The sequence below is a fragment of the Paenibacillus phocaeensis genome (assembly GCF_900021165.1).
GTDB classification, from domain to species: domain Bacteria; phylum Bacillota; class Bacilli; order Paenibacillales; family Paenibacillaceae; genus Fontibacillus; species Fontibacillus phocaensis.
In genome coordinates this window covers 34622-58601 of sequence record NZ_FCOQ01000008.1, presented here as the reverse complement: position 1 = coordinate 58601, position 23980 = coordinate 34622, and the positions used below count along the sequence as shown (strand labels likewise).

The 23980-nt window shown below is 53.4% G+C and carries 18 protein-coding genes; all 18 read left to right on the top strand.

Features of this window, described 5'->3' with window-relative positions:
• The first annotated feature begins 128 nt into the window (after positions 1-128).
• The gene (gene tig, locus BN3795_RS02250) at positions 129-1550 is read left to right on the top strand and encodes a trigger factor (RefSeq protein WP_068783129.1); all 1422 of its coding nucleotides are present in this window, start codon (positions 129-131) and stop codon (positions 1548-1550) included.
• A 257-nt stretch (positions 1551-1807) separates the two neighbouring features.
• Positions 1808-2398, top strand: a complete 591-nt coding sequence (gene clpP / locus BN3795_RS02245) for an ATP-dependent Clp endopeptidase proteolytic subunit ClpP (RefSeq protein ID WP_068783128.1) — start codon at positions 1808-1810, stop codon at positions 2396-2398.
• 12 nt (positions 2399-2410) lie between these two features.
• Positions 2411-3667 carry an ATP-dependent protease ATP-binding subunit ClpX gene (gene clpX / locus BN3795_RS02240; protein ID WP_068783127.1) on the top strand — a complete coding sequence of 419 codons (1257 nt, stop codon included), beginning with the start codon at positions 2411-2413 and terminating at the stop codon, positions 3665-3667.
• A gap of 124 nt (positions 3668-3791) precedes the next feature.
• Positions 3792-4913, top strand: a complete 1122-nt coding sequence (gene ispG, locus BN3795_RS02235) for a flavodoxin-dependent (E)-4-hydroxy-3-methylbut-2-enyl-diphosphate synthase (protein ID WP_068783126.1) — start codon at positions 3792-3794, stop codon at positions 4911-4913.
• 230 nt (positions 4914-5143) lie between these two features.
• Positions 5144-6862 carry an ATP-dependent protease LonB gene (lonB, locus tag BN3795_RS02230; RefSeq protein WP_068783125.1) on the top strand — a complete coding sequence of 573 codons (1719 nt, stop codon included), beginning with the start codon at positions 5144-5146 and terminating at the stop codon, positions 6860-6862.
• 149 nt (positions 6863-7011) lie between these two features.
• Positions 7012-9348: an endopeptidase La gene (lon, locus tag BN3795_RS02225; protein WP_068783124.1), complete on the top strand. Its 2337-nt coding sequence runs from the start codon at positions 7012-7014 to the stop codon at positions 9346-9348.
• Between the two features lie 51 nt (positions 9349-9399).
• On the top strand, positions 9400-10044 hold the full coding sequence (gene yihA / locus BN3795_RS02220) for a ribosome biogenesis GTP-binding protein YihA/YsxC (protein ID WP_068783271.1): 645 nt from the start codon (positions 9400-9402) through the stop codon (positions 10042-10044).
• Positions 10045-10240: 196 nt separating this feature from the next.
• Positions 10241-10828, top strand: coding sequence for a non-ribosomal peptide synthetase module (locus tag BN3795_RS02215; RefSeq protein WP_068783123.1), 588 nt, complete (start codon positions 10241-10243; stop codon positions 10826-10828).
• Positions 10829-11029: 201 nt separating this feature from the next.
• Positions 11030-13315, top strand: coding sequence for a helix-turn-helix domain-containing protein (locus tag BN3795_RS02210; protein ID WP_068783122.1), 2286 nt, complete (start codon positions 11030-11032; stop codon positions 13313-13315).
• Positions 13316-13572: 257 nt separating this feature from the next.
• Positions 13573-14523: an ABC transporter permease gene (locus BN3795_RS02205; RefSeq protein ID WP_110944951.1), complete on the top strand. Its 951-nt coding sequence runs from the start codon at positions 13573-13575 to the stop codon at positions 14521-14523.
• A 55-nt stretch (positions 14524-14578) separates the two neighbouring features.
• Positions 14579-15454 carry a carbohydrate ABC transporter permease gene (locus BN3795_RS02200; protein WP_068783121.1) on the top strand — a complete coding sequence of 292 codons (876 nt, stop codon included), beginning with the start codon at positions 14579-14581 and terminating at the stop codon, positions 15452-15454.
• Between the two features lie 60 nt (positions 15455-15514).
• A complete protein-coding gene (locus BN3795_RS02195) occupies positions 15515-17146 on the top strand; it encodes an extracellular solute-binding protein (protein WP_068783120.1) in 1632 nt (543 codons plus the stop codon).
• Positions 17147-17193: 47 nt separating this feature from the next.
• Positions 17194-18207, top strand: a complete 1014-nt coding sequence (locus BN3795_RS02190; RefSeq protein ID WP_068783119.1) for a glycoside hydrolase family 130 protein — start codon at positions 17194-17196, stop codon at positions 18205-18207.
• Between the two features lie 343 nt (positions 18208-18550).
• On the top strand, positions 18551-18949 hold the full coding sequence (speD, locus tag BN3795_RS02185; RefSeq protein WP_068783118.1) for an adenosylmethionine decarboxylase: 399 nt from the start codon (positions 18551-18553) through the stop codon (positions 18947-18949).
• 205 nt (positions 18950-19154) lie between these two features.
• On the top strand, positions 19155-20597 hold the full coding sequence (gene hemA, locus BN3795_RS02180; protein ID WP_068783117.1) for a glutamyl-tRNA reductase: 1443 nt from the start codon (positions 19155-19157) through the stop codon (positions 20595-20597).
• 181 nt (positions 20598-20778) lie between these two features.
• Positions 20779-21429, top strand: a complete 651-nt coding sequence (locus BN3795_RS02175; RefSeq protein ID WP_068783116.1) for a precorrin-2 dehydrogenase/sirohydrochlorin ferrochelatase family protein — start codon at positions 20779-20781, stop codon at positions 21427-21429.
• A 2-nt stretch (positions 21430-21431) separates the two neighbouring features.
• A complete protein-coding gene (gene hemC, locus BN3795_RS02170) occupies positions 21432-22394 on the top strand; it encodes a hydroxymethylbilane synthase (RefSeq protein WP_068783115.1) in 963 nt (320 codons plus the stop codon).
• 8 nt (positions 22395-22402) lie between these two features.
• Positions 22403-23974 carry a uroporphyrinogen-III C-methyltransferase gene (cobA, locus tag BN3795_RS02165; protein WP_068783114.1) on the top strand — a complete coding sequence of 524 codons (1572 nt, stop codon included), beginning with the start codon at positions 22403-22405 and terminating at the stop codon, positions 23972-23974.
• Positions 23975-23980 lie beyond the last annotated feature (6 nt).

Below are 23980 nucleotides of genomic sequence, written 5' to 3'. Positions count from 1 at the left end.
ATTCTGATCGTGTTCATAGAGACAGCTATACTGGAACCCAAGTGCAAGACACCTCGAAATAGCTGCTTTAGTCGCGATTCGGTTTCAGTATTTAAAGTATATGTGAAATTTGGAGGGGAAGGCATAAAATGAAAGCAACTTGGGAAAAAATAGAGAAGAACCTCGGCGTTCTCGAGGTTGAAGTGGAGGCGGAACGTGTCGCCGCCGCACTGGATAAAGCTTTTCAAAAAGTAGCGAAGAGAGCCAACGTACCTGGTTTCCGTAAAGGTAAAGTGCCTCGGCCGATTTTTGAAGCGCGTTTTGGCGTGGAAAGCTTGTATCAGGATGCCATCGACATCTTGCTGCCTGAAGTGTACAGCGAAGCTGTCGACCAAACGGATATTTTCCCGGTGGATCGCCCTGAAGTGGACGTTGAGCAATTCGCTAAAGGACAACCTTTCAAGTTCAAAGCCAGAATTACGGTGAAGCCTGAAGTGAAGCTTGGCGATTACAAAGGCGTAGAAGTTCCTGCCGTTAGCGTCGAGGTTAGCGAAGAAGAACTGAACAGCGAACTGGAGCGTCTGCAACAGCGTCATGCAGAGCTTGTCGTTGTTGACGAAGAGCCGGCTCAGAACGGAGATACGGTTGTCATCGACTTTGACGGTTCCGTAGACGGCGTGCCTTTCGAAGGCGGGCAAGCAGAACGTTATTCTCTGGAACTTGGAAGCAACTCGTTTATTCCAGGTTTCGAGGATCAAGTTGTAGGAATGGCTACCGGCGATTTCAAAGACGTTACGGTCACTTTCCCGGATACGTACCATGCGGAAGAACTGGCTGGCAAAGAAGCCGTATTCAAAGTGAAAGTTCATGAAATCAAACGCAAACAACTGCCTGAACTGGACGACGAGTTCGCGAAGGATGTCAGCGAATTCGATACGCTTGCCGAGTTCAAGGAAGATCTGAAGAAGCAGCTTAGCGCCCGCAAGGAGCAAGAAGCCAAAGCGGCCCGCGAAGGTGCGCTCGTCGATAAAATCGGCGAAAACGCAGAAGTTGAAATTCCAGAAGCGATGATTAACAGCGAAGTGGAGAACATGGTTCGCGACTTCGACAACCGTCTTCGCTCGCAAGGCATGAACCTGGACATGTTCCTGGGCTTCTCCGGTCAAACGGTAGACGACCTCAGAGGACAAATGCAGGGAGATGCAGAGAAACGCGTTCGCAACAACCTGGTGCTTGAGTCGATCGCCAAAGCCGAGAAGATCGAAGTCACCCAGGACGAGATTAACAAAGAGCTGAACGATATGGCGGAAGCTTACAAGCGCACGCCGGAAGAGATCCGCAACATTTTGGCGGCGAACGGTTCTTTGGGCAGCTTGAACGAGGAAATCCTGATCCGTAAGACGATCGAGTTCCTGCTGGAGAACAGCAAGGAAGTTCCAGCCGAGCAAGCCGAAGATAAATCCAAGGAATCCAAACCGGCCGCAAAGAAAACGACAAAAAAATCGACGAAAGCAGAATCGAAAGCCGACGCCGACAAAACCGAAGCCGAAGAAGCCCAAGACGAAGAGTAATTCGCTCCAGCCTTGAATCCCGCTTCTTTGTATACATCAGGATAAAAGTTAGGGCACGTATGATAAAATGCGTGCCTTAATTTTTCATCTTCGCACGATACATTTATTTCCATCGGGCACGGGACAAGCCTAAGGTTATATAATGTGTAAAAGCCAACATAAACTGTACTGGGCGAAAAATGACATGGGGCTTCGAACATGATAGAATGTTTTACGTAAGCGCAAGGGAAATTGAAAAGGAAAAGAGGTTGGTCGGCATGAGTCTGGTACCTATGGTCGTAGAACAAACGAATCGAGGAGAACGGTCGTACGACATCTATTCGAGACTCCTGAAAGATCGAATTATTTTTCTCAGCAACGCGATTGATGATGAAGTTGCCAATCTCGTGATTGCCCAACTGTTGTTTCTGGCGGCTGAAGATCCTGAGAAAGATATTCACCTGTACATCAATTCTCCGGGTGGTTCCGTTACCGCGGGGATGGGTATATATGATACGATGCAATATATCAAACCCGATGTGTCCACGATCTGCGTGGGGATGGCGGCTAGCATGGGATCGCTGCTGCTGACGGCGGGGGCCCCCGGCAAACGGTTTGCGCTTCCGAACAGCGAAGTGATGATTCACCAGCCGCTTGGCGGCGTTCGCGGTCAGGCAACGGATATCAAGATCCATGCCGATTGGATCATCAAAACGAGAGAGAAGCTGAACCAGATCTATGTAGATCGGACGGGTCAACCCCTTGAAAAAATCGAGCGCGATACGGACCGCGATTTTTTCATGAGCGCGGAAGAGGCCAAGGCCTACGGGATTATCGACCAGGTTATCTCCAAGCCCACTAATCTATAAAGGGGTGTTTACATGTTTAAGTTTAACGATGAAAAAGGACAACTGAAATGCTCGTTCTGCGGCAAATCGCAAGAGCAGGTACGCAAGCTTGTTGCCGGACCCGGCGTTTATATATGCGACGAATGCATTGAGCTGTGCACGGAAATCGTGGAGGAGGAGCTGGGCCACGAGGAAGAGCTGGATCTGAAGGAAATTCCGAAGCCGAAGGAAATCCGCGATATTTTGGACCAGTACGTCATCGGTCAGGAGCAAGCGAAGAAATCGCTGTCCGTTGCGGTTTACAATCACTACAAGCGGGTAAACACGCAAAGCAAGATTGAGGACGTCGAACTGCAGAAGAGTAATATCTTGCTGCTGGGCCCTACAGGCTCAGGGAAAACGCTCCTCGCGCAAACGATGGCTAAAATCCTGAACGTGCCGTTTGCGATCGCTGATGCAACTTCCCTAACGGAAGCCGGCTATGTCGGTGAAGACGTGGAGAATATTTTGCTGAAGCTGATTCAAGCTGCCGATTATGACGTGGAAAAAGCGGAACGCGGTATCATTTACATCGACGAAATCGATAAAGTGGCACGCAAATCGGAGAATCCTTCGATTACCCGCGACGTCTCCGGCGAAGGCGTACAGCAAGCGCTGCTGAAAATCCTGGAGGGCACGGTCGCTTCCGTTCCTCCGCAAGGCGGACGCAAACATCCGCATCAAGAATTCATCCAAATCGATACGACGAACATTTTGTTCATTTGCGGCGGGGCATTTGACGGTCTGGAGCAAATGATCAAACGCCGGATCGGCAAGAAAGTCATCGGCTTTAACGCAGGCAGCGACGGGCAAAAAGAACTCAAACCTGGCGAATACCTGTCGATGGTCTTGCCGGAAGACCTGCTGAAATTCGGGTTGATCCCGGAATTCGTCGGCCGCTTGCCGGTCATCTCGACCCTCGAGCCGCTGGATGAGAAAACGCTGGTGCGTATTTTGTCCGAACCGAAGAACGCTTTGGTGAAGCAATATCAGAAGCTGCTTGAGCTGGATAATGTCAATCTGCAGTTCGAACCGAAGGCGCTGGAAGCCATCGCTAAAGAAGCGATCAAGCGCAATACCGGAGCCCGCGGACTTCGTGCGATTATTGAAGGCATCATGCTTGACGTAATGTACGAAGTGCCGTCTCGCGACGATATTTCGGACTGCGTCATTACCGAGAAGGTCGTTCAGGAGAAGACGGTTCCTGAATTGGCCGCCAAGCCGAACAAGAAACAAGAAGAAAGCGCGTAAGGCGGGAAGCCGCTTCTTCGCGGTAAAATAAAGGTCAAGGTTCTCCACCTTTGCGTTGTCGCCCCCTTCAATAAGGCGCGTGCCCGCGGGGGTGGAGCTTTGATCGTTATGGGAGAGACCAGACATGACATTCTTGAGACAAGATACGCGGCCGGTCAAAGTGGGGAATTTGACGATCGGCGGCAGCAACGAAGTGATCATCCAAAGCATGTGTACGACGAAGACGGCAGATGTCGAAGCAACGGTGGCGGAGATCCTCCGATTGGAGGAAGCAGGCTGCCAACTGGTACGTGTGACGGTGAACAATGAGGAAGCGGCTGCGGCGATCAAGGAAATCAAGAAACGGATTCATATTCCGCTGGTCGCTGACATTCACTTCAACTATAAGCTGGCGCTGCTGGCGATCGAAAACGGCATCGATAAAGTCCGGATCAACCCGGGGAATATCGGGCGCCGGGAGAAGGTTGAAGCGGTTGTGAAGGCTTGTAAGGAGCGCGGCATCCCGATCCGGATCGGAGTGAATGCCGGCTCGCTGGAGAACCATTTGCTGGAGAAATACGGCTATCCGACGCCGGAAGCGATGGTGGAAAGCGCCCTGTACCATATCGGCATTCTGGAGGAGCTCGACTTCCATGACATCATCGTGTCATTGAAGGCATCGGACGTCCCGATGGCGATTGCGGCTTACTCCAAAGCGGCGGAGGTCATTCCGTATCCGCTGCATTTGGGAATTACGGAAGCCGGAACGTTGTTCTCCGGCACGGTCAAGAGTGCAGCCGGCATCGGCGCCCTCTTGTCGATGGGCATCGGCTCGACGGTCCGGATCTCGCTGAGCGCGGATCCGGTCGAGGAAGTGAAGGTGGCACGCGAGCTGTTGAAGACGTTTGGCTTGATCACCAACGCAGCGACGCTCGTCTCCTGCCCGACCTGCGGCCGGCTCGATATCGACCTGTTCTCCATCGCCAATGAGGTAGAGGCTTACATTGCAAACCTGAAGGTGCCGATCAAGGTATCCGTATTGGGTTGCGCCGTCAATGGACCGGGGGAAGCGCGCGAAGCCGACATTGGGATCGCCGGCGCTCGCGGCGAGGGGCTGCTGTTCCGCTATGGGGAAATGATTCGCAAAGTCCCGGAAGCCGAACTGCTGAACGAATTGAAGAAAGAGATCGACCATATCGTGGAGGTGTACGAAGCGACCGGCGAGATCCCGGGACGCAAGGAGCACCGTGCCCACGCGCAGTCTTGATTGGATTTGATCAGAGCCGCAACCTGCTCCATGCAGGGTGCGGCTTTTTTTGGTCCGGCACGCGAGGTGAACGAAGGATAAATGTACAACAATATCCCCACTTGAAACTCCTTGTTTTACCTTGGAGCGAAAAGGCTATACTACCAAGTATCAGATAATGAGGCTGTTCAGGCCGTCGACTAATCCCGGCGGTTTGAACACGCAGTCTAAGTGTGGGAGGCGTAACGCGTATGGATTTGAATGTTATCCTGATGGCGGTCCAAATGTTTTTTGCCGTGGTCATCGGGCTTTATTTCTGGAATCAGCTGCGCAGTCAGAAAGGGAACCGGCTGGCGGTGGATCGGGAATCGCGCAAGGAAATGGAGAAGCTCCGCAAGCTGCGGGCCGTCTCGCTTACCAAGCCGCTTGCGGAGCGGACCCGTCCGGCCTCGATGAACGACATTGTCGGGCAGAAGGACGGGCTGCGCGCGCTCAAAGCAGCGCTTTGCAGCGCCAACCCGCAGCATGTGATCATTTACGGACCGCCGGGCGTAGGCAAAACGGCGGCAGCGCGCGTCGTGATGGAGGAAGCGAAGAAAAACCCGGTATCCCCGTTTAAATCCGACGCCAAATTTATGGAAATTGACGCGACCATCGCCCGTTTTGACGAACGCGGTATCGCCGACCCGCTGATCGGTTCGGTACATGATCCGATCTATCAAGGCGCGGGGGCTATGGGCGTTGCCGGTATCCCGCAGCCCAAGCCCGGCGCCGTCACGAAGGCGCATGGCGGGATTCTGTTTATCGATGAGATCGGGGAATTGCATTCGATTCAAATGAATAAACTGTTGAAGGTCCTGGAGGACCGCAAGGTATTCCTGGAGAGTGCGTATTATAACTCAGAGGATTCCAACACGCCGGCGTATATCCATGACATTTTCCAGAACGGTCTGCCTGCGGATTTCCGTCTGGTCGGCGCGACGACCCGTTCGCCGCAAGAGATTCCTGCCGCTTTGCGTTCGCGGTGTATGGAGATTTATTTCCGGCCGCTGCTGCCGGAGGAAATTGCCCAAATCGCGGAAGATGCGGTGAAACGAATCGGCTTCCAGCCTTGCCCGGAAGCGGTAGAGGTGATCAAGAAATATGCAACCAACGGCCGCGAAGCTGTAAATATGGTTCAGTTGGCCGCCGGACTTGCCCTTACCGAGAAACGCGATCATCTGCTGGCTTCGGATCTGGAGTGGGTGGCGACGAGCAGCCAGCTTGCACCTCGTCCGGATCGTAAAATTCCGGCTCAGCCTGCGGTTGGCGTCGTCAACGGCCTGGCCGTGTACGGCGCGAACATGGGTACGCTGCTGGAGATTGAAGCGACGGCCGTTCCGGCTGAGAAAGGCAAAGGCACCTACAACATTACCGGCGTTGTGGATGAAGAGGAGATCGGCGGGGGCAGCCGTACGCTGCGCCGCAAGAGCATGGCCAAAGGGTCGGTGGAGAACGTCCTGACCGTTCTGCAGCGGATCGGTCTGAACCCGTCGAACTATCACCTTCATATTAATTTCCCGGGCGGAACTCCGATCGACGGTCCTTCCGCCGGGCTGGCCATCGCTACTGCGATTGCGTCGGCGATCAAGCAAGTGCCGGTGAATCATCAGATCGCCATGACCGGCGAGTTGGGGATTCACGGCAAAGTCAAGCCGGTCGGCGGCGTTGTAGCTAAGGTGGAGGCGGCGTTCCAGGCAGGGGCAACGACGGTGTTGATTCCGAAGGATAACTGGCAAACGTTATTCGAAGGTCTGGAGGGGCTGCGGGTCATTGCCGTTGAAACGTTAGGCGATGTGTTCCGGCACGTCTTTGGGCCCGAAGCCGAGAAGAACCTGGAGCTGCCGATCGGCGGCGAGTTGTTTGCGCCGGCAACGGCTCCTGCGCCTTTCCTGCACGCAGAGTCTCCTACGCAAGGCGGGGCGATGTAGCCGGAACAGAACAAGGTTACCCATGCGCCCTGCTCGTTTGCTTTCCGGGGGGCGGCTGCCTGAAGCAGCCGCTCCTCGTTGGTGTTTTTATGTAACATTTGCTAAAATAGCAATGATATCAACAGAGAACGTTTGGAGGTGCATAAGCGATGGGACCCCATAAATCCAAAGGCCGGCGTTTCCCGCTGCTGCCGCTGCGCGGTCTGCTCGTCTATCCAAGCATGGTGCTGCACTTGGACGTGGGACGGGAGAAATCCGTGAAGGCGCTGGAGAAAGCCATGGTCGAAGATAATCTGATTCTCCTCTGTTCTCAATCGGAAGTGAACATAGAAGAACCGACCCAGGAAGATATCTTTCGTATCGGCACTGTCGCGAAGGTGCGCCAGATGCTGAAGCTGCCCAACGGCACTATCCGCGTGCTGGTAGAAGGCATGGAACGAGCGGAAATTATCGAATATTTGGATAATGACGAATATTATGAGGTTATGGCCATGGAGCGCCCGGAGGAAGAAACGGTTGATCCGGAAGTTGATGCGCTGATGCGTACGGTGTTAACCCAATTCGAACATTATATCAATTTATCCAAGAAGGTCACGCCGGAGACGCTGGCGGCGGTATCGGACATCGAAGAAGCCGGACGTCTGGCCGATGTGATTACCAGCCACCTGTCTTTGAAGATCAAGGATAAACAGGAGATTCTGGAAACGATCGATGTCCGCAAGCGGCTGGAGAAGCTGCTCGACATCTTGAATAACGAGCGCGAAGTGCTCGAGCTGGAACGCAAAATCAACCAACGCGTCAAGAAACAGATGGAGAAGACGCAGAAGGAATATTATTTGCGCGAGCAAATGAAAGCGATCCAGAAGGAGCTGGGCGAGAAGGAAGGACGGGCCGGGGAGGCGGATGAGCTGCGAGCCCAGCTCGAGGAGAAGGGGCTGCCGGAGAACGTTCGGGAGAAAGTGGAGAAGGAAATCGATCGCCTGGAGAAAATGCCGGCCAGCTCGGCGGAAGGCGGCGTTATCCGCAACTACGTGGATTGGCTGCTCAGCTTGCCGTGGAGCAACAAAACCGAAGACGACCTTGATCTGGCCAAGGCAGAACAGGTGTTGAATGACGACCATTACGGCTTGGATAAACCGAAGGAGCGGGTCCTGGAATATTTGGCGGTGCAGAAGCTGGTCAAGAAACTGAAAGGGCCGATTCTGTGCCTGGTTGGACCGCCGGGGGTTGGGAAAACGTCGCTGGCCCGCTCGATTGCCCGTTCGTTGGGACGCGAGTTCGTTCGCATCTCGCTGGGCGGCGTACGGGATGAAGCAGAGATCCGCGGACACCGCCGCACCTATGTCGGCGCCATGCCGGGTCGGGTCATTCAAGGCATGAAGACGGCAGGCACGCTGAATCCCGTATTCCTGCTGGATGAAATCGACAAGATGGCTTCCGATTTTCGCGGCGATCCTTCCTCGGCGCTGCTGGAGGTGCTGGATCCGGAGCAAAACAATACGTTCTCCGATCATTTTATCGAAGTTCCGTTCGATCTCTCCAACGTCATGTTTATTACGACCGCCAACGCGGTGCACAATATTCCGCGGCCGCTGCTTGACCGGATGGAGACGTTGTTTATTCCCGGATACACCGAGCTGGAGAAGCTGCAAATCGCCAATCGTTACTTGCTGCCGAAGCAAAAACGCGAGCACGGGCTGGAACCGGAGCAACTGGCGATCGGCGAAGACGTGTTGCTGAAGGTCGTCCGCGAGTATACCCGCGAATCCGGCGTCCGCAATCTGGAGCAGCAAGTGGCCGCGCTCTGCCGTAAAGCCGCGAAGCAGATCGTGTCCGAAGACAAGGAGCAGATTACCATCACACCGGACACGCTGAAGGATTTCCTTGGCGCGGCGAAATTCCGCTACGGCCTGGCCGAGCTGGAGGATCAGATCGGGACCGTGACCGGGCTGGCCTGGACGGAGGTCGGCGGAGAGACGCTGGTGATTGAGGTCACCGTTGTGCCGGGAACCGGAAAGCTGACGCTGACGGGCAAGCTGGGCGACGTCATGAAGGAATCGGCGCAGGCCGCCTTCAGTTACACCCGCTCTAAGGCTGCTGAGCTTGGGATTCCGCTTGATTTTCATGAGAAGAACGATATTCACATCCATATCCCCGAAGGGGCGATCCCGAAAGACGGTCCATCGGCGGGGATTACGATCGCTACGGCGTTGATTTCTGCGTTAACCAATCGCCACGTCTCCAAGGACGTGGCGATGACCGGCGAGATTACGCTGCGCGGGCGCGTGTTGCCGATCGGCGGGTTGAAGGAGAAATCGCTTGCCGCGCATCGGGCAGGCTACCGCAAGGTCCTGATGCCGAAGGACAATGAGCGCGACCTGCGCGATATTCCGGACAGCGTCAAGGAAGACCTGGAATTCGTGCCGGTGTCCCATATGGACCAGGTGCTTGAGCATGCGCTCGTGGAGCATCCTGAACTGCATTAGCATGAAAGGTGAGGCGCGGGTCCGCGCCATCGCCAAGAGAGGAATTGAATGATGAAGGTAACCAAGGCTGAATTTATCATCAGCGCCGTCGGTCCCAACCAATATCCTGAGGACGCCTTGCCGGAGATCGCTCTGGCAGGGCGTTCCAATGTGGGCAAATCGTCGTTGATCAATCGGATGATTAACCGCAAGAACCTGGCGCGTACCAGCTCGACCCCCGGCAAAACCCAGCACCTCAACTACTACCGGATCAATGACAAGCTGTATTTCGTGGACGTGCCCGGGTACGGATATGCCAAGGTGTCCAAGTCGCAGCGGGAAGTCTGGGGGAAAATGATCGAGAAATACTTGCAGGAGCGGGAGACCCTCAAGCTGGTCCTGCAGATTATCGATCTACGGCATCCGCCAACCAAAGACGACGAGCTCATGTACGATTGGCTGAAGGCGTATGATTTGCCCGTTTGCGTGGTCGCCACCAAGGCCGACAAGATTCCGAAATCGCGCTGGCAGAAGCATCTCAAGATCATTAAGGAAGGTCTGGTGCTGCGGGCGGGCGATCCGCTGATTCTCTTTTCCGCGGAAGAGGGGATTGGGAAGGACGAGTTATGGGCGCAAATTGCGCGTTATGCGGAGCTTGCGGAGGAGACCCCGACTGGAAGTCCCGATGTCACTGAAACAGAAAATGGAAAAAGTTAAGAATTCGATGGATGCAGAAGGGATTTGAAGCAGTTTTAGCAGGAAAGTGAGCATGCAGCGGGATTGTTCAGGTTAAAAACGGCTTAATGCCGTTTTTTCTGGAAAATGGCAAGAATTCACGTTTTGGCCGCTGAGCGTACGACGGGAATCGTAGTGTATAATTATGATAAAGCGATGAAGAATTGAGGAGATTTGTATGGCTCAGCGGTTAGCCACAGAGTATGTCAATGCCCGTATGCGTTTAACGGAAGTCCAGATGTCGCAGTTTGTTCATAAAGTATACGATCCTCACGTGCGCCAGCGAGTCAAGGTGCTTGACAATGGCGGGCAAGAGGTCGTACTGGAGGATGACGGCGGGGAGGAAGTCCATCTGCCGTTTGAACGTATGGACGGTTCTTATGTCTGCGAAATGTCTTTCCGCTTGGAGAAGCCCCATTTGACGAATGTGATGAGACTGTTGTTCGCAGCGTTTAAAGGATCCGGAATGGTTACCCGAATTTATAACGGATTCATGATGATGTATTATTACGAGAATGGCAGAGTGCGTAAGATCGTCGAGTATTCGAGAGAATCGTACAAATTAGTATTCGAGCTCAAGGATACCCTTGCTGAACTTCAGAGCATATATCGCAATGAAGCCGTTGAGCAGGAAATCGAGTCGATCCATACCCGGATCAATCAGCTTCTGGATCAGCGGTTTGTAGCAAGCCAGCCGACAGTCCTTGGCCAGATTGACGACGAGCTTCGGAATTGCTCGCGCCGGCTCTTTGCACTTGAAGCTTAACCGGTACAGTTATTCAGCGTAAAGATTCTTCAGGGAGATCCTTGAAGGATCTTTTTTTGCTGTAACTACTGTTAAAGTTGAATCGAGGATCGATTGAGGCAGCCGGATTGACGGATGTAGTCCAAATAACCTACAATAATTTGAAAAGTAGGGGTACATAAGGATAACATGACTGAACGGCAGGATGATTGGAGGCGAATCATGAGTCGATGGTGGTTCAAAAAGCAGATACTTTCGTATCTGCCGTTGTTATTGTTCATCATCTTTGTGCTGTTAGGCGCGACCATCCTGTCGACGGTCCAGCAATCCAAACAAGATGTTGTTCGTGCCAATGGGGTATTTGCAGAGCATGTGCAGCAGATCATTGATTTCAATCTCAAGGCAGTTGAGACGCAGGTGTTGAATGCGGCGCTGCAGAATGAGAAGCTCGCGGCTTATTTTTATGAGAAGGAACTGGGCGAACGATATTTCTATAAATATGAAATCTCTAGAGAACTGGATAAGATCAAGCTATCATTACCGTTAATTGATTCGATTTATCTGTATCGCTCCGCGGATGACACCGTGTTGTCGGATACGATGAATTTACCGCTGGAGAAGCATGGCGATCAGGCGTTTATTCGAAATTGGCTGGAACACAGCGAGCGGGATCACAAATGGTCGAATGCACGCTCCCCTTATAACAAATATTCGGACCAGTTTGGAGATGTGGTTTCTTTAGTAAGCGCTTACCCTCCTCCCAAAGGGGAGAGCGGACTTATTGTTGTCAATGTGAAAGTATCCAAGCTGCAGCAATTGATTGCAGAAATGAACCAGGCGGCGGATATTAGCAGCGCCAGATTAATTGGCAGCAATGGTGAGGAAATCTTCAAATCTTCGCTCCCGGACAAGATGGAGGAATTGCATCGCATTGTATCGGACTATACAGGCTGGACGATTGCCACGGGCATCCAGGATGGCTCGGTGTATACCTTCACCTCGGGGCTGTTCACCTTGATGATTGGGATATCCGTGATTTTGTTGATATTAGGCATTGCCTGGATCGTCTATACCGCACGCAATCAATACAAGCCCATTCATACGATCATGCAGCGGATTATTTACTTTCACTCCGCTCAGCATGAGATCTTTCAGCCGCAGTCGCAGCCGACCAAAGATGAGCTGAAAATTATCGAAGAGGCCTTCCAGTATCTCACTGCACAGGTACTCGAATATGAGCGTGAACAGGAAGAAAGCTTGATCTTCAAGCGTCGGCATAAGCTGCGTGAGTTGGTAGCCGGCACCGAAATCTGGAATCGGGATGAATGGAAGAAGGAAGCTGCCAAGCTGAAAGTATGTGATTTTTCCACACAGCTGTCGGTGGGGATTGTTGAGATCGACCATTATGGGGAATTCGCCGATCGTTATTCTACACGGGATCAGTTTCTATTTCAGTTTGTTATGAACAGTGTAGTACGAGAACTCTCGGGTCAACATGCGGTGAATATTTGGGCGGAGTGGCTGGAGGGTCCAAGGCTGACGATTTTGCTGGTCGACACGGACGGTACCGAGCGACTAGCCGAAGAGGATTCGTTGGATAGGAAGGAACGAGAAGGGCTCCAGGAGAAGGTCCATGCGATTGCGGCTCAGCTGTCAGACTGGGTCAGAAGCAATCTTGATTTCACGGTCTCGATTGGACTCGGCAGGGTGATCTCGGATCCGGAGCAGCTGTATCTGATTCACGCGGAAGCTCAGGAGGCTCTGAATGACAAGTTCATTCAGGGCAGCGGACGTGTGATAGCTTATGAAGAACTGCAGGTTGAGAGTCAGCGAGAGGTCTATAGACTGATTCCCAAGATTCGTTCTCTTACTCACGCCTATCGGATCGGCGAAGAACGCTGGAAAGACGAGCTTCATCTGTTGTTCCAGGAACTGAGCGCCGGCGGCTTTGCCAAGAGCGATGTATACTATCTGATTAATCAGATGACCCGAATGCTGCGCAGAGAATTGATGGAGCTCTCGGATGGGGGGCAATCGCTATGGAATCATGATTTGTACCCGGTTTTGGAACGTATGTTGCAGGGGATGGAGACGATTGAAGAGACCCGGCAGCAACTCACAGCTCTCTTGACCGAGATGGACGGCCGGCTCGCGGAATACCGCGAGTCGCGCAAGCATCATAGCCGAATGAAAGAGGTGCGGCAATATATTGAGCAGCACTATGCGAATCCGGACCTTTCATTGAGCATGCTGGAGGAGCAATTTGGGATCAGCGGCAAATATATGAGCGCCTTGTTTCGTGAAGAAATCGGTGATAAATTTGTTGACTTCCTGGCCAAGATTCGCTTGAACCATGCGGAGCGTCTGCTGCTGGAGACGAGTGAAGCGATTCAGCAGATTGCGCTGCAAGTAGGGTATACGAACCCGATGACCTTTATTCGCAGCTTCAAGAAGCATTATGGCATGACGCCCGGTGATTATCGCAAGCAGGAAAATCAATCGCTTTGAGCCTGTTCAGTTATCCGATTTGGATGACGGATACAGGCCTTTTTTTCGCGAGTCTGCCGTTTTTCGTAAAAACGTCGATCATCTGGATTTAACGCAATGATAAATTGGGTCAATATTCTACCAAATGGAGATCAGCAGAAACTTGACGATTGCCCCTCTAGAAGCCGCTGACCTATAGTCGAGGTATGGGTGGTACCACATCATAAGCAAAATGGTTATTCATTCTTTGATTGATTAAGGATTGAAGGAGGTTGCCTGTGGCAGACTCAACTGGCGGTGCACTGGAGTTGCGTAAGGGTCAGCGCCGACGTGAGGCCAAGCGGAGATTCAGAGAAAACCTGCCGTTGCTCTCATTATTTGTGCCTGTACTCCTATTCTACTTGATCTTCAAGTATGTACCGATGTTCGGCGCAATTATGGCGTTCAAGAACTACAATTTTACAGACGGCATTCTTCATAGTCCTTGGATCGGGTTGGACAACTTCAAGATTCTTTTCAGCAACCCGCAGACAATTAACATTATTCGTAATACGCTGGTGCTTAGCGTCTTGAATATTGTTGTCGGCTTCCCGATCCCGATCCTGCTCGCTATTCTGCTGAATGAAGTACGCAGACAATGGTTCAAGAAATGGGTGCAGACCCTCGTTTATCTCCCGCATTTCTTCTCATGGGTCATCGTTGGCGGGATCGTAGTGACGATGTTTGCCGAGCAACACGGGATTATCAATGCCGTTCTGGAGCGGATGACGGGCAATACCTTTCCCTTCCTCTACGATGAGGGATCCTGGATTGCCATTTTCCTCGGAGCGGGGATTTGGAAAGAGGCCGGATTTAGCACGATTATTTTCCTGGCTGCGATCACAAGCATCGACCCTTCCCTCTATGAGGCGGCGAGTATGGATGGTGCCAGCAAATGGCGGCAGATCCTCAATATCACCTTGCCCGGCATTAGCGCTACAATCGTTCTGCTGCTGATTTTACAGATGGGCAATGTGATGAGTGTAGGCTTCGATCCTGTGTATGTCCTGCAGAATTCCGGGGTGTACAACGTATCGGAGGTTATCAGTACTTATATCTACAAGGTAGGTATTCAAGGTGGACAGTTCAGCTTAACCTCGGCTATGGGCTTGTTCGAATCCATTGTGGGCTTTGTGCTGGTGTTCAGCGCCAATCTGGTTGCTCGGAGATTCGGCAACGGCCTGTGGTAAACAAGACCCTATGCAATCAGAAAGCTGCTGATACAGAGGGAGGAAGAGTGGGGCCATGAGAACAACACGAGGTGAGAGATGGTTTTATGCATTTAACTACGTGATACTGACATTGGCTGGACTTAGTTGCTTGCTGCCGCTGATTCATCTGATGGCTGTATCCTTGAGTGATAATCATGCGATCCTGTCCGGGATTGTTACGCTGTGGCCGGTGGGCTGGAGCTTCGAGACTTATCGTTCGCTGTTTGTGGGTACGCGAATCTTGGAAGCGTTTACGAACAGTGTCACCCTCACCGTTGTTGGGGTAAGTCTAAGTATGCTCTTTACGGTGATGGCGGCCTATCCGTTATCGAGGCGGCATTTCTATGCACGGAGAACCTTTACGTTGATTATTGTCTTCACTATGCTATTCGGCGGCGGAACGATCCCGACCTTTCTCGTCCTGAAGGCATTGGGGCTGATCAACAGCTATTGGTCATTGTGGCTGACGGGGCTGGTCAGCACGTACAACATGCTGGTCATGCGAACCTTCTTCGAGGGCATCCCTGACGAGGTGCTTGAGTCGGCCAAGATCGATGGTTGCGGAGAGTACAGACAGCTGCTGCGAATCGTATTGCCATTATCCATGCCGGTCATTGCAACCTTAACGCTGTTCTATGCGGTCGGTTATTGGAATTCCTTCTACAGTGTGATGATTTATATTCACGATACGACCAAATATAATCTTGCAGTGATGGTTCAACAGATGGTGCAGAGCCAGACGATGCTGCAGGAGATGAATAATCTCCAATCGGAGAGCGTGCAGCAGATGACCCCGGAATCCATCAAGGCCGCTGCGTTGTTCGTGATGCTCATTCCGATGCTGGTCGTATATCCTTTTCTGCAGAAGTATTTCGTTAAGGGTGTCATGATTGGTGCGGTCAAGGGTTAGAGGCAGGAATTGTCTTGCTGTTGTTACGGTAAAGCCTATTAATTAAATGGGGGTTGTAAGATGAAGATGAGGAACAAAAGTGCGCTGCTGATTGCAACGACTATGCTGATCACCCTGGTGCTTGCGGCATGCGGAACAGGGAATGAGAAATCGGCTGCAGGAGATAAGTCTGCGAATGGGGACAAATCAGCTGCGGATCGCAGCACAATTACCGTGACTTTGTATGATCGTGGGAATGTGCCGCCAGCAGCAGGTACGGTGGACAATAACATCTGGTCCAAATGGATTAATGAACATAGTCCTGTAGGCGTTGATTTCATTCCATTCCCGCGCTCAGAGCAGGTGCAGAAGCTGAATCTGTTGTTTGCATCGGGAGATGCGCCGGATCTGATTCTGGAGTATGACGGCAACTTCCTCAATCAGCTGTATGGGCAGAAGCAACTGCTCAAGCTTGATGACCTGATTGCTAATCACAGCACCACCTACAAGAAGATGACGGAGGAATACCCGCAGTTGCTCACGCTTGGAAAGATGGATGATGGCGGTACCTATTTAGTCGGCCGAATCCTGGGGATGAAGACGAATGACTACATGCTGATTCGCAAGGATTGGCTGGATAAGCTGAAGTTGGAAATGCCGACCACGACGGAGGAACTCTATGAGGTGGCTAAGGCATTCCGGGAGCAAGATCCGGATGGGAACGGAGAGAAAGACACATTCGGGATGAACATGGGCGGCAATAATGCAGAATCGGTCATCAATGCGATGTTCAATAATGGCAGCCGTTTTGTACAGGACGGTCAACTGGTTAATCCAACGGTAGGCGAGCAGGCTAAGGCGGCAGCGGATTTCCAGAAGCGCTTGTTTGAAGAAGGTATCGTGGATAAGGATTTCCTGACGGACAAGACGGGCGAAGTTGCCAAGCAAACCTGGGTAAGCGGAAAGCTGGGCATTTATCTGTCGAGCAGCGGGATTGACAATGCCTTGCTGCTGGAAGCGTACAAATCCTTGTTGAAGAATGATCCCGGAGCGGTGATTGAGCCGGTTCCACTGCCAGAAAGCCAATTTGGCGCATTTAATCCCAAATATAAATCACCGGTTCAGATGACGGGCGCTATCAATGCCAATGCCAAGGATCCGGAAGCGGTTATGAAATATATTGATTTCCTGGTTGATCAAGACACGGCCATGACGCTTAAGAACGGGATTGAGGGTGTTCACTATAACAAGGATGCAGACGGTGTTGCGATCCCGATTGATGCGGAGAAGAATAAGGCTGAACTCGTAGGCATGCTGGATTTCAATATGCTGAGCTTTATCGGGACATTGCCGGAGAAGGAGCAGGCTGAGGTCAAGCTGAACTTGGATCTCCCGGAAGAGAAGGCGTTTAGTGAACTGATTGATGCTGCACATGCCGCTTTTCTTAATCCGAATCGACCATACGCACATCCGATTATCAACTGGCCAGGATTGCCGTCCGATCTGCAAGTGATTGCCAAAAATACGGAAACCATCGGTGATATTTGGAGAAAGTCGATTGTCAGCGGGGATAAATATACGACCGATCAGGCGCTCGCTGATGTACAGGCGCTGTGGAACAATGCGGGCGGGACCAAAATTGATGAATACTTCAGCAATTGGCTTAAGGAGAAGGCGGACAATGTGCTTTATATCAGCGATTTTCAGCAGTAAACTGCCATGCAGGCAGCTTAGTGATGAGGGGAGAAGGGGAGAAACCGATGCAAGCCAATCTTGGATTTCCAATCGAATCGAGCAAGCTCATTTATCGCCATCCAGCTAATCCGGTCCTTGCCCCCAAGGATGTGCCTTATCATCCGGCAATGGTCTTCAATGCGGGGGTTGCCAAATTTCAGGGCAAGTATGTGATGGTATTCCGCAATGACTATGGCAATGAACAGGGAGAACAGGTATACCCGAGCCATACTACGAATCTGGGGCTGGCTTTCAGTGAGGACGGGGTAAACTGGACGGTCGAGCCGACTCCATGCTGGAGCTGGCATGATGAGGAGGTTCAGCGAGTATACGATCCGCGGCTTACCGTGATTGAGGGTCGCTGCTATCTTTGCTTTGCAGTAGATACCAAGCATGGTATACGTGGCGGAATTGCCGTTACGGATGATTTCCACTCGTTCGAGGTACTTAGTCTGTCCGTGCCGGATAATCGAAATATGGTCCTGTTTCCGGAGAGGATTGGCGGTCAGTATGTACGTTTGGAGCGCCCGTTCACGGTATATAGCCGGGGCGGCAGGGATCGGTTCGATATGTGGTTGAGCCGCTCGAACGATCTACGCTATTGGGGGGATGCAGAGCTGCTTCTGACCGTGGAGCAGGTCCCCTTTGCGAATGACAAGATCGGCCCAGGGGCTCCTCCGATCAAGACGGAGCAAGGCTGGCTTACCACGTTCCATGCGGTTGATCTGGACCCGACACGCGGCAAGAACGGCTGGGAGCCTTCTTGGAAGAAGCGCTATACAGCAGGGATCATGCTGCTGGAGCTTGACAATCCGAGCCGCGTGCGCGGGATTTACAAGTCACCGCTCCTCGTACCCGAGGTAGACTATGAGGTCTCAGGCGGTTTCCGCAATAATGTCATCTTCCCTGGGGGCATGCTGCTCGAAGATTCCGGCGAGGTGAAGATTTACTACGGTGCTGCCGATACGGTGGAATGTCTTGCTACAGCAGATGTGGATGATTTGATTCGGCTCTGTTTGGAGCCTCAGAGCGCGGAGTAATTTTGCTTGAACGGGAATAGCGCAGGGTGATCGGCACAATAACTTTGCAGAATGTTGGCACTGTGGACGCGTTAGGATATACTATCGCTCCTCAGTGCCTGATTTTCTTATATCCAAATTGCAGAGCCGTGAATAGGATAGGACCGGGATAAAAAGTAAAAAAGTATTGCATTTGTACGGGATAGATGTTACTTTTAATCACGTTGAAAAGAATATAGGAACCAGGATTCACTCAGGACATGGAGATGTTGCGAGAGAGTTTTCCCTCGGGAAGTGAATGACGTAGGTCCTAGCGGATGAAATTTGTTCAAACATTTTGTTCCTAGGAAGGGGGAGCCGGAAGATGGAATATTCAACTTTCGGAAGACACGTTGCGGTTGATGCTTGGGGAGTCGACTATGAGGTGCTGAACAACGCCGGGTTGTTGGAAGCCCACTTGGTAGAAGCGGCGGAAGCTTGCGGAGCTACCATTCTGTCCATTCAGTCCAGGCAATTCGAACCGCAGGGAGCCACTGTGCTTGTGATGTTGTCGGAGAGCCATCTCTCGATTCACACGTATCCTGAGAGAGGGTTTGCTGCCATTGATTGCTATACCTGCGGGGAGATGGTGGATCCGCAGCTGGCGATCGATTACCTGGTGTCCGTCTTGAATCCGGAGAAAACGTATGCGAAGAAGCTGATTCGGGGGATGGGCGAACTGGAAGTCGCCGAACCGGGCTCGAATCAAGCGGAATTCGTTTAGACAGGGATAGATTTTTTGAAAAATTGGGCAAAATAGGATAACCATGGGGCTTCCATGGTTATTTGTTTTGAATGATTGAATTTCATAAATAATTCATAAAAAACTCATATAAATCCCCGGGGAGCCGGGGGTGACTGTGATATAATTAACACAGTTTATTTGCGATAAATGTTATCGACATCTATTCAAGGCAGGTGAACTTGCAATGCACATCGTCGTAGTTGGGTTAAACTATCGGACGGCGCCTGTGGAAGTCAGGGAACGTTTTTCTTTTACAGACAAGGACATGCCGCAAGCGCTGCAGGAGCTCTTACGCACCAAGAGTGTATTGGAAGGCGTGATTATCGCCACCTGCAATCGTACGGAAATTTACGTCGTTGTCGATCGTCTGCACATGTGCGGGGCTTTCGTTCGCAGCTTTATGGAACGCTGGTTTGGGGTTCCGCGCGAAGAATTTACCCGCCATTTATATATGTATGAGGATGAACAAGCCATTCGCCATCTATTCCGAGTGGCTGCAGGCTTGGATTCCATGGTGCTGGGGGAAACGCAAATCCTCGGTCAGGTCAAGAATGCGTTCTTGCTGTCGCAAAGCGAGAAAGGCACCGGAACTTGGTTTAATATGCTGTTCAAGCAAGCGGTAACGCTGGGCAAACGGGCTCATTCCGAGACGGCGATCGGCGAAAGCGCCGTATCGGTCAGCTACGCTGCCGTTGAATTGGGGAAACGCATTTTCGGCAGTTTCGAAGGAAAACGCGTGTTGATCCTGGGCGCCGGCAAAATGAGCGAGCTGACGGCGAAGCATCTGAGCGGCGGCGGCGCGGAAGAAGTGCTGGTGGCCAATCGGACGTATGCCCGCGCCCAAGAGCTCGCCGCGAAATGCGGCGGTGTCCCTTGCACGATGCAGGAAGCGATGGAACGCCTGGAAGAGGTCGACATCCTGATCAGCTCAACCGGAGCGGAGGGGTATGTCATCACTTCGGCCCAGGTTGCACGGAGCATGAAAGGGCGGCCGAACCGCCCGTTGTTTATGATCGATATCGCCGTGCCGCGGGACATCGAGCCGGCCATCGGCGAGCTGGAACAGGTATTCCTGTATGATATTGACGATCTGGAAGGGATCGTCGAGAGCAATATGGAGATGCGCCGCGCGGAAGCGGTCAAGATCGAAGCGATGATCGAAGAGGAAATGGCCGCCTTCGCAACGTGGCTGCAAACCCTTGGCGTGAAGCCGGTCATTCGAGCGCTGCAGGAGAAGGCATCCGATATTCACGAGAGCACGCTGGACAGTCTCTTCAACAAGCTGCCGGAGCTGGATGACCGGCAGCGCAAGGTGATCCGCCGCTTGACCAAGAGCATTCTGAACCAAATGATGCATGACCCGATTAATCGAATCAAGGAGCTGGCCGGTGAAGGCCAAGGCACGGAAGCTTTGCAGCTGTTTACGCAGATCTTTGCGCTCGAGGATCGTCTGAATGCTGACAAAGAGGTGTCTTCCGGAGAGGAGGCGGCCTCCTCCTCGGAATCCCAAGCGATGCTGCCGCCCCGGGAATCATCCGATGACGTACCGGATCTCCCGGATGTGGTTCAAAGCCGGGCCTCTTTTGATCCGGAGCCTTCGCTCCCGCTGGCCAAGGTGTCCGTATAAACTTTATAAGCCAGGCCTCAAGAACGCCCTGAGCCCTCTGCCGGATGCACCCGAATCGCATGGCTGATTCGATGCTGAAGCCGAGGGGGAAGGGCTTTTTTTGAGGGGATGAGACATGGAAAAATGCGGCAGGGTAGGGTATGCTATTAACAGTTGAAATAAGGGTTTGGGAGGGAACGCCATGCCTTATTACGTGCCCGTCCTGCTGAATTTGGCCGGCCGGCGCTGCGTTGTGATCGGTGGCGGGCCGGTAGCTGAGCGGAAGGCGACGATGTTAATCCAAGCGGGCGCGCATACCGTCGTGGTCAGTCCTGTGCTTGCCGAAGGCCTGGAGCGCCTCCATCGTGAGCGGCGTCTGGTCGATTGGATGCAACGCGAATACCGGCAGGGGGATCTTGCCGGAGCGTTCCTTGCCTTCGCCGCGACGGATCGGCCGGAGGTCAATGCGGCGGTTACCGCCGAAGCTGAAGCGTTGGGCATTCCCGTAAATGATGCGGGAGACGGCGCGCGCGGCAGCATGATTACGCCCGGCGTATGGCGTCGCGGCGGACTGGTGGTGGCCGTTTCGACATCGGGAGCAGGACCTGCGGCAACGCGGGAGCTGATTCGGGAGATGGACGAACATTTTGGCGAGGATTATGAACAGTATATCGATTATTTGAGCGCTGCACGGGCTTATATCAAAGAGCAGATCAGCGATCCCGACAAGCGGAAGCACCTGCTCAGAAGATTGGCCGAGACCGATATTTTGACCTCGATTCGGGAAGGGAGCTTCCGCCCGTGGAGCGAAGCGGCGATGGCGGCCTGGATCCAGGAACAGACGGAGGAATAAGCATGACGAAACGAACGATCGTGGTGGGGACGAGACAAAGCCAGTTGGCTTTAACGCAAACGGGACAGGTCATCGACGATTTGAAGGCGCTTTGCCGGGAGCATCAGCTGCCGTTTGATTTTGAAATCCGCAAGATTGTGACCAAGGGAGATCGAATCCTGGATGTGACGTTATCCAAGGTGGGCGGCAAAGGGTTGTTCGTCAAGGAAATCGAGCAAGCGATGTTGGATAAGGAAATCGACTTGGCGGTACATAGTATGAAGGATATGCCGTCCGTACTGCCGGACGGGCTAATCAACGGCGCGGTGCCACGGCGGGTAGACCCGCGGGATGCGCTGATATCGAGAAGCGGTCTGAGCCTCGATGAGCTGCCGCAAGGCGCCAAGGTCGGGACCAGCAGCCTGCGCCGAGCCAGCCAACTGAAGGCCTATCGTCCAGATCTCGTACTGGAGCCGATCCGCGGCAATATTGATTCCCGCTTGCGCAAGCTGGAGGAGGAAGGTTTCGATGCGATTATTTTGGCCGCGGCCGGGTTATACCGGATGGGCTGGGAGCATCGAATTACGGCTTTTCTTCCTGCGGAGGTCTGTCTGCCTGCGGTTGGCCAAGGGGCGCTTGGTATCGAATGCCGCGAAGAAGATGCCGAGGTGCGCCGGCTTCTATCCTTATATAATGACCCGGACACCGCGGTGACGGTTGCGGCGGAGCGCCGATTCCTCGGCGTTCTGAACGGGGGCTGCCAGGTGCCGATTGGAGCCTACGCAACTCTGCTGCCGGAGGAAGGCGGATCTGAATCTAGCGGTCAACCGCGTCTGCAATTGACGGGAATGGTTGGTTCGCCGGACGGGGGAACGATTTTGAAGGAAAGTGCTGAGGGGACGGATCCGGTCGAGCTGGGAGAGCAGGTTGCCGGACGGCTGATCTCCCTGGGAGCGGCTGCCTTATTACAAGAAACCGGGGAGTGATGGAGAGAATGGCCGGTAAAGTTTATCTGGTTGGCGCAGGCCCCGGGGATGCGCGATTGATTACGCTGAAAGGGCTTGATTGCCTGATGAAAGGCGATGTCATCGTCTACGATCGACTTGCCAACCCCAGCCTGTTGCGAAGAGCGAAAGCCGGGGCGGAGAAAATTTATGTCGGCAAACGTACGGACCGCCACACGATGAAGCAGGAGCATATCAATCAGCTGCTGGTCGATTTGGCGCTCGCGGGCAAGACGGTCGTTCGCTTGAAGGGCGGGGACCCGACGATATTCGGCCGCGTCGGCGAAGAAGCTGAATTGCTGCGCAAGCACGGTATTCCTTATGAAATTGTGCCGGGAATTACGGCTGCCATCTCCGTGCCGGCTTATGCCGGGATTCCCGTCACCCACCGGGACATGGCGTCATCCGTGTCGATTATTACGGGCCATGAGAGCCCGGACAAGCTCGACGAGTCCATCAACTGGGAGAAGGTGACCAACGCGACCGGCACGCTGGTGTTCATGATGGGCGTGGCCAACATTGGGCACATCAGCAGGCAGCTAATGCATTACGGAAGGCCGCCTGAAACGCCGGTTGCGCTCATCCGCTGGGGAACGAGAGCCGAGCAAGAGACGCTGATCGGTACGCTTGCGGACATTGAGCAGAAGGTGCGCGAGGCGGATTTCAAGCCGCCGGCCGTCACGGTTGTCGGCGAAGTGGTGAGCCAGCGAGAGCAGCTCCAGTGGTCGGAATCGCTGCCGCTGTTCGGCAAGCGGATTCTCGTGACCCGCTCCCGTTCGCAGGCCAGCGAATTGGTACGCGGCATCGAAGATCTCGGCGGGGAGCCGTATGAGTTCCCCGTGATCGACATCGTGATGCCGGAGGGTCGCGTGATGGCGGAGACCGACGATGCACTGGCACAGCTCGAACGGTACGATTGGGTGTTCTTCACGAGCGTGAACGGCGTGGAGTATTTCTTCTCGCACCTGGAGAGACTGGGGAAAGATGTGCGGGCATTGCACAAGGCGAGGATCGCCGCCGTAGGGCCGGCAACGCAGGCCGCGCTGCGCCAGCGCGGCATCGCAGCGGAAGGCTTGCCGGGCAAGTTCCAGGCCGAGGGCCTGATGGAAACGTACGGCGGCGAGCTGCAGCCGGGACAGCAGGTGCTGCTGCCCCGCGGCGATCTCGCCCGGGCCTGGCTGCCCGCCGCCTTGCGTGAGCAGGGGCTGACCGTCACCGAGGCGGTCATGTACCGGACGGTGCCGGCAGAGGAAGCGGACGACGAGCTGCTGAAGCTGCTCGAGAAGGGCCGCATCCACGCCGTGACCTTTACCAGCTCGTCGACGGTGACGAATTTGCTGGCTGCGTTGGCCGGGATGGGCGTAGCCGATCCGGCCGCTGCGCTCCGGGGCGTGGCGATCGCCTGTATCGGCCCGGTCACGGCAAAAACGGCGGAAGAAGCCGGCCTGAATGTGTCAATTCTTGCGGAAGAGGCGACGATTGAGAGCTTGATTCAAGCGTTGTGCGCCTGGAAAGCGCGGACGGCTTCGGTGGACGGAAGTTTTTTTAACACGGAGGCTTGACCCCGT

Excerpts from the sequence above, each read along its gene's own strand:
- BN3795_RS02195 (WP_068783120.1), top strand. The coding sequence starts at position 15,515 with ATGAAGATGAGGAACAAAAGTGCGCTGCTGATTGCAACGACTATGCTG.
- yihA (WP_068783271.1), top strand. The coding sequence starts at position 9,400 with ATGAAGGTAACCAAGGCTGAATTTATCATCAGCGCCGTCGGTCCCAAC.
- BN3795_RS02200 (WP_068783121.1), top strand. The coding sequence starts at position 14,579 with ATGAGAACAACACGAGGTGAGAGATGGTTTTATGCATTTAACTACGTG.
- lon (WP_068783124.1), top strand. The coding sequence starts at position 7,012 with ATGGGACCCCATAAATCCAAAGGCCGGCGTTTCCCGCTGCTGCCGCTG.
- hemC (WP_068783115.1), top strand. The coding sequence starts at position 21,432 with ATGACGAAACGAACGATCGTGGTGGGGACGAGACAAAGCCAGTTGGCT.
- BN3795_RS02190 (WP_068783119.1), top strand. The coding sequence starts at position 17,194 with ATGCAAGCCAATCTTGGATTTCCAATCGAATCGAGCAAGCTCATTTAT.
- lonB (WP_068783125.1), top strand. The coding sequence starts at position 5,144 with ATGGATTTGAATGTTATCCTGATGGCGGTCCAAATGTTTTTTGCCGTG.
- hemA (WP_068783117.1), top strand. The coding sequence starts at position 19,155 with ATGCACATCGTCGTAGTTGGGTTAAACTATCGGACGGCGCCTGTGGAA.
- ispG (WP_068783126.1), top strand. The coding sequence starts at position 3,792 with ATGACATTCTTGAGACAAGATACGCGGCCGGTCAAAGTGGGGAATTTG.
- clpP (WP_068783128.1), top strand. The coding sequence starts at position 1,808 with ATGAGTCTGGTACCTATGGTCGTAGAACAAACGAATCGAGGAGAACGG.
- cobA (WP_068783114.1), top strand. The coding sequence starts at position 22,403 with ATGGCCGGTAAAGTTTATCTGGTTGGCGCAGGCCCCGGGGATGCGCGA.
- speD (WP_068783118.1), top strand. The coding sequence starts at position 18,551 with ATGGAATATTCAACTTTCGGAAGACACGTTGCGGTTGATGCTTGGGGA.
- BN3795_RS02175 (WP_068783116.1), top strand. The coding sequence starts at position 20,779 with ATGCCTTATTACGTGCCCGTCCTGCTGAATTTGGCCGGCCGGCGCTGC.
- tig (WP_068783129.1), top strand. The coding sequence starts at position 129 with ATGAAAGCAACTTGGGAAAAAATAGAGAAGAACCTCGGCGTTCTCGAG.
- clpX (WP_068783127.1), top strand. The coding sequence starts at position 2,411 with ATGTTTAAGTTTAACGATGAAAAAGGACAACTGAAATGCTCGTTCTGC.
- BN3795_RS02215 (WP_068783123.1), top strand. The coding sequence starts at position 10,241 with ATGGCTCAGCGGTTAGCCACAGAGTATGTCAATGCCCGTATGCGTTTA.
- BN3795_RS02210 (WP_068783122.1), top strand. The coding sequence starts at position 11,030 with ATGAGTCGATGGTGGTTCAAAAAGCAGATACTTTCGTATCTGCCGTTG.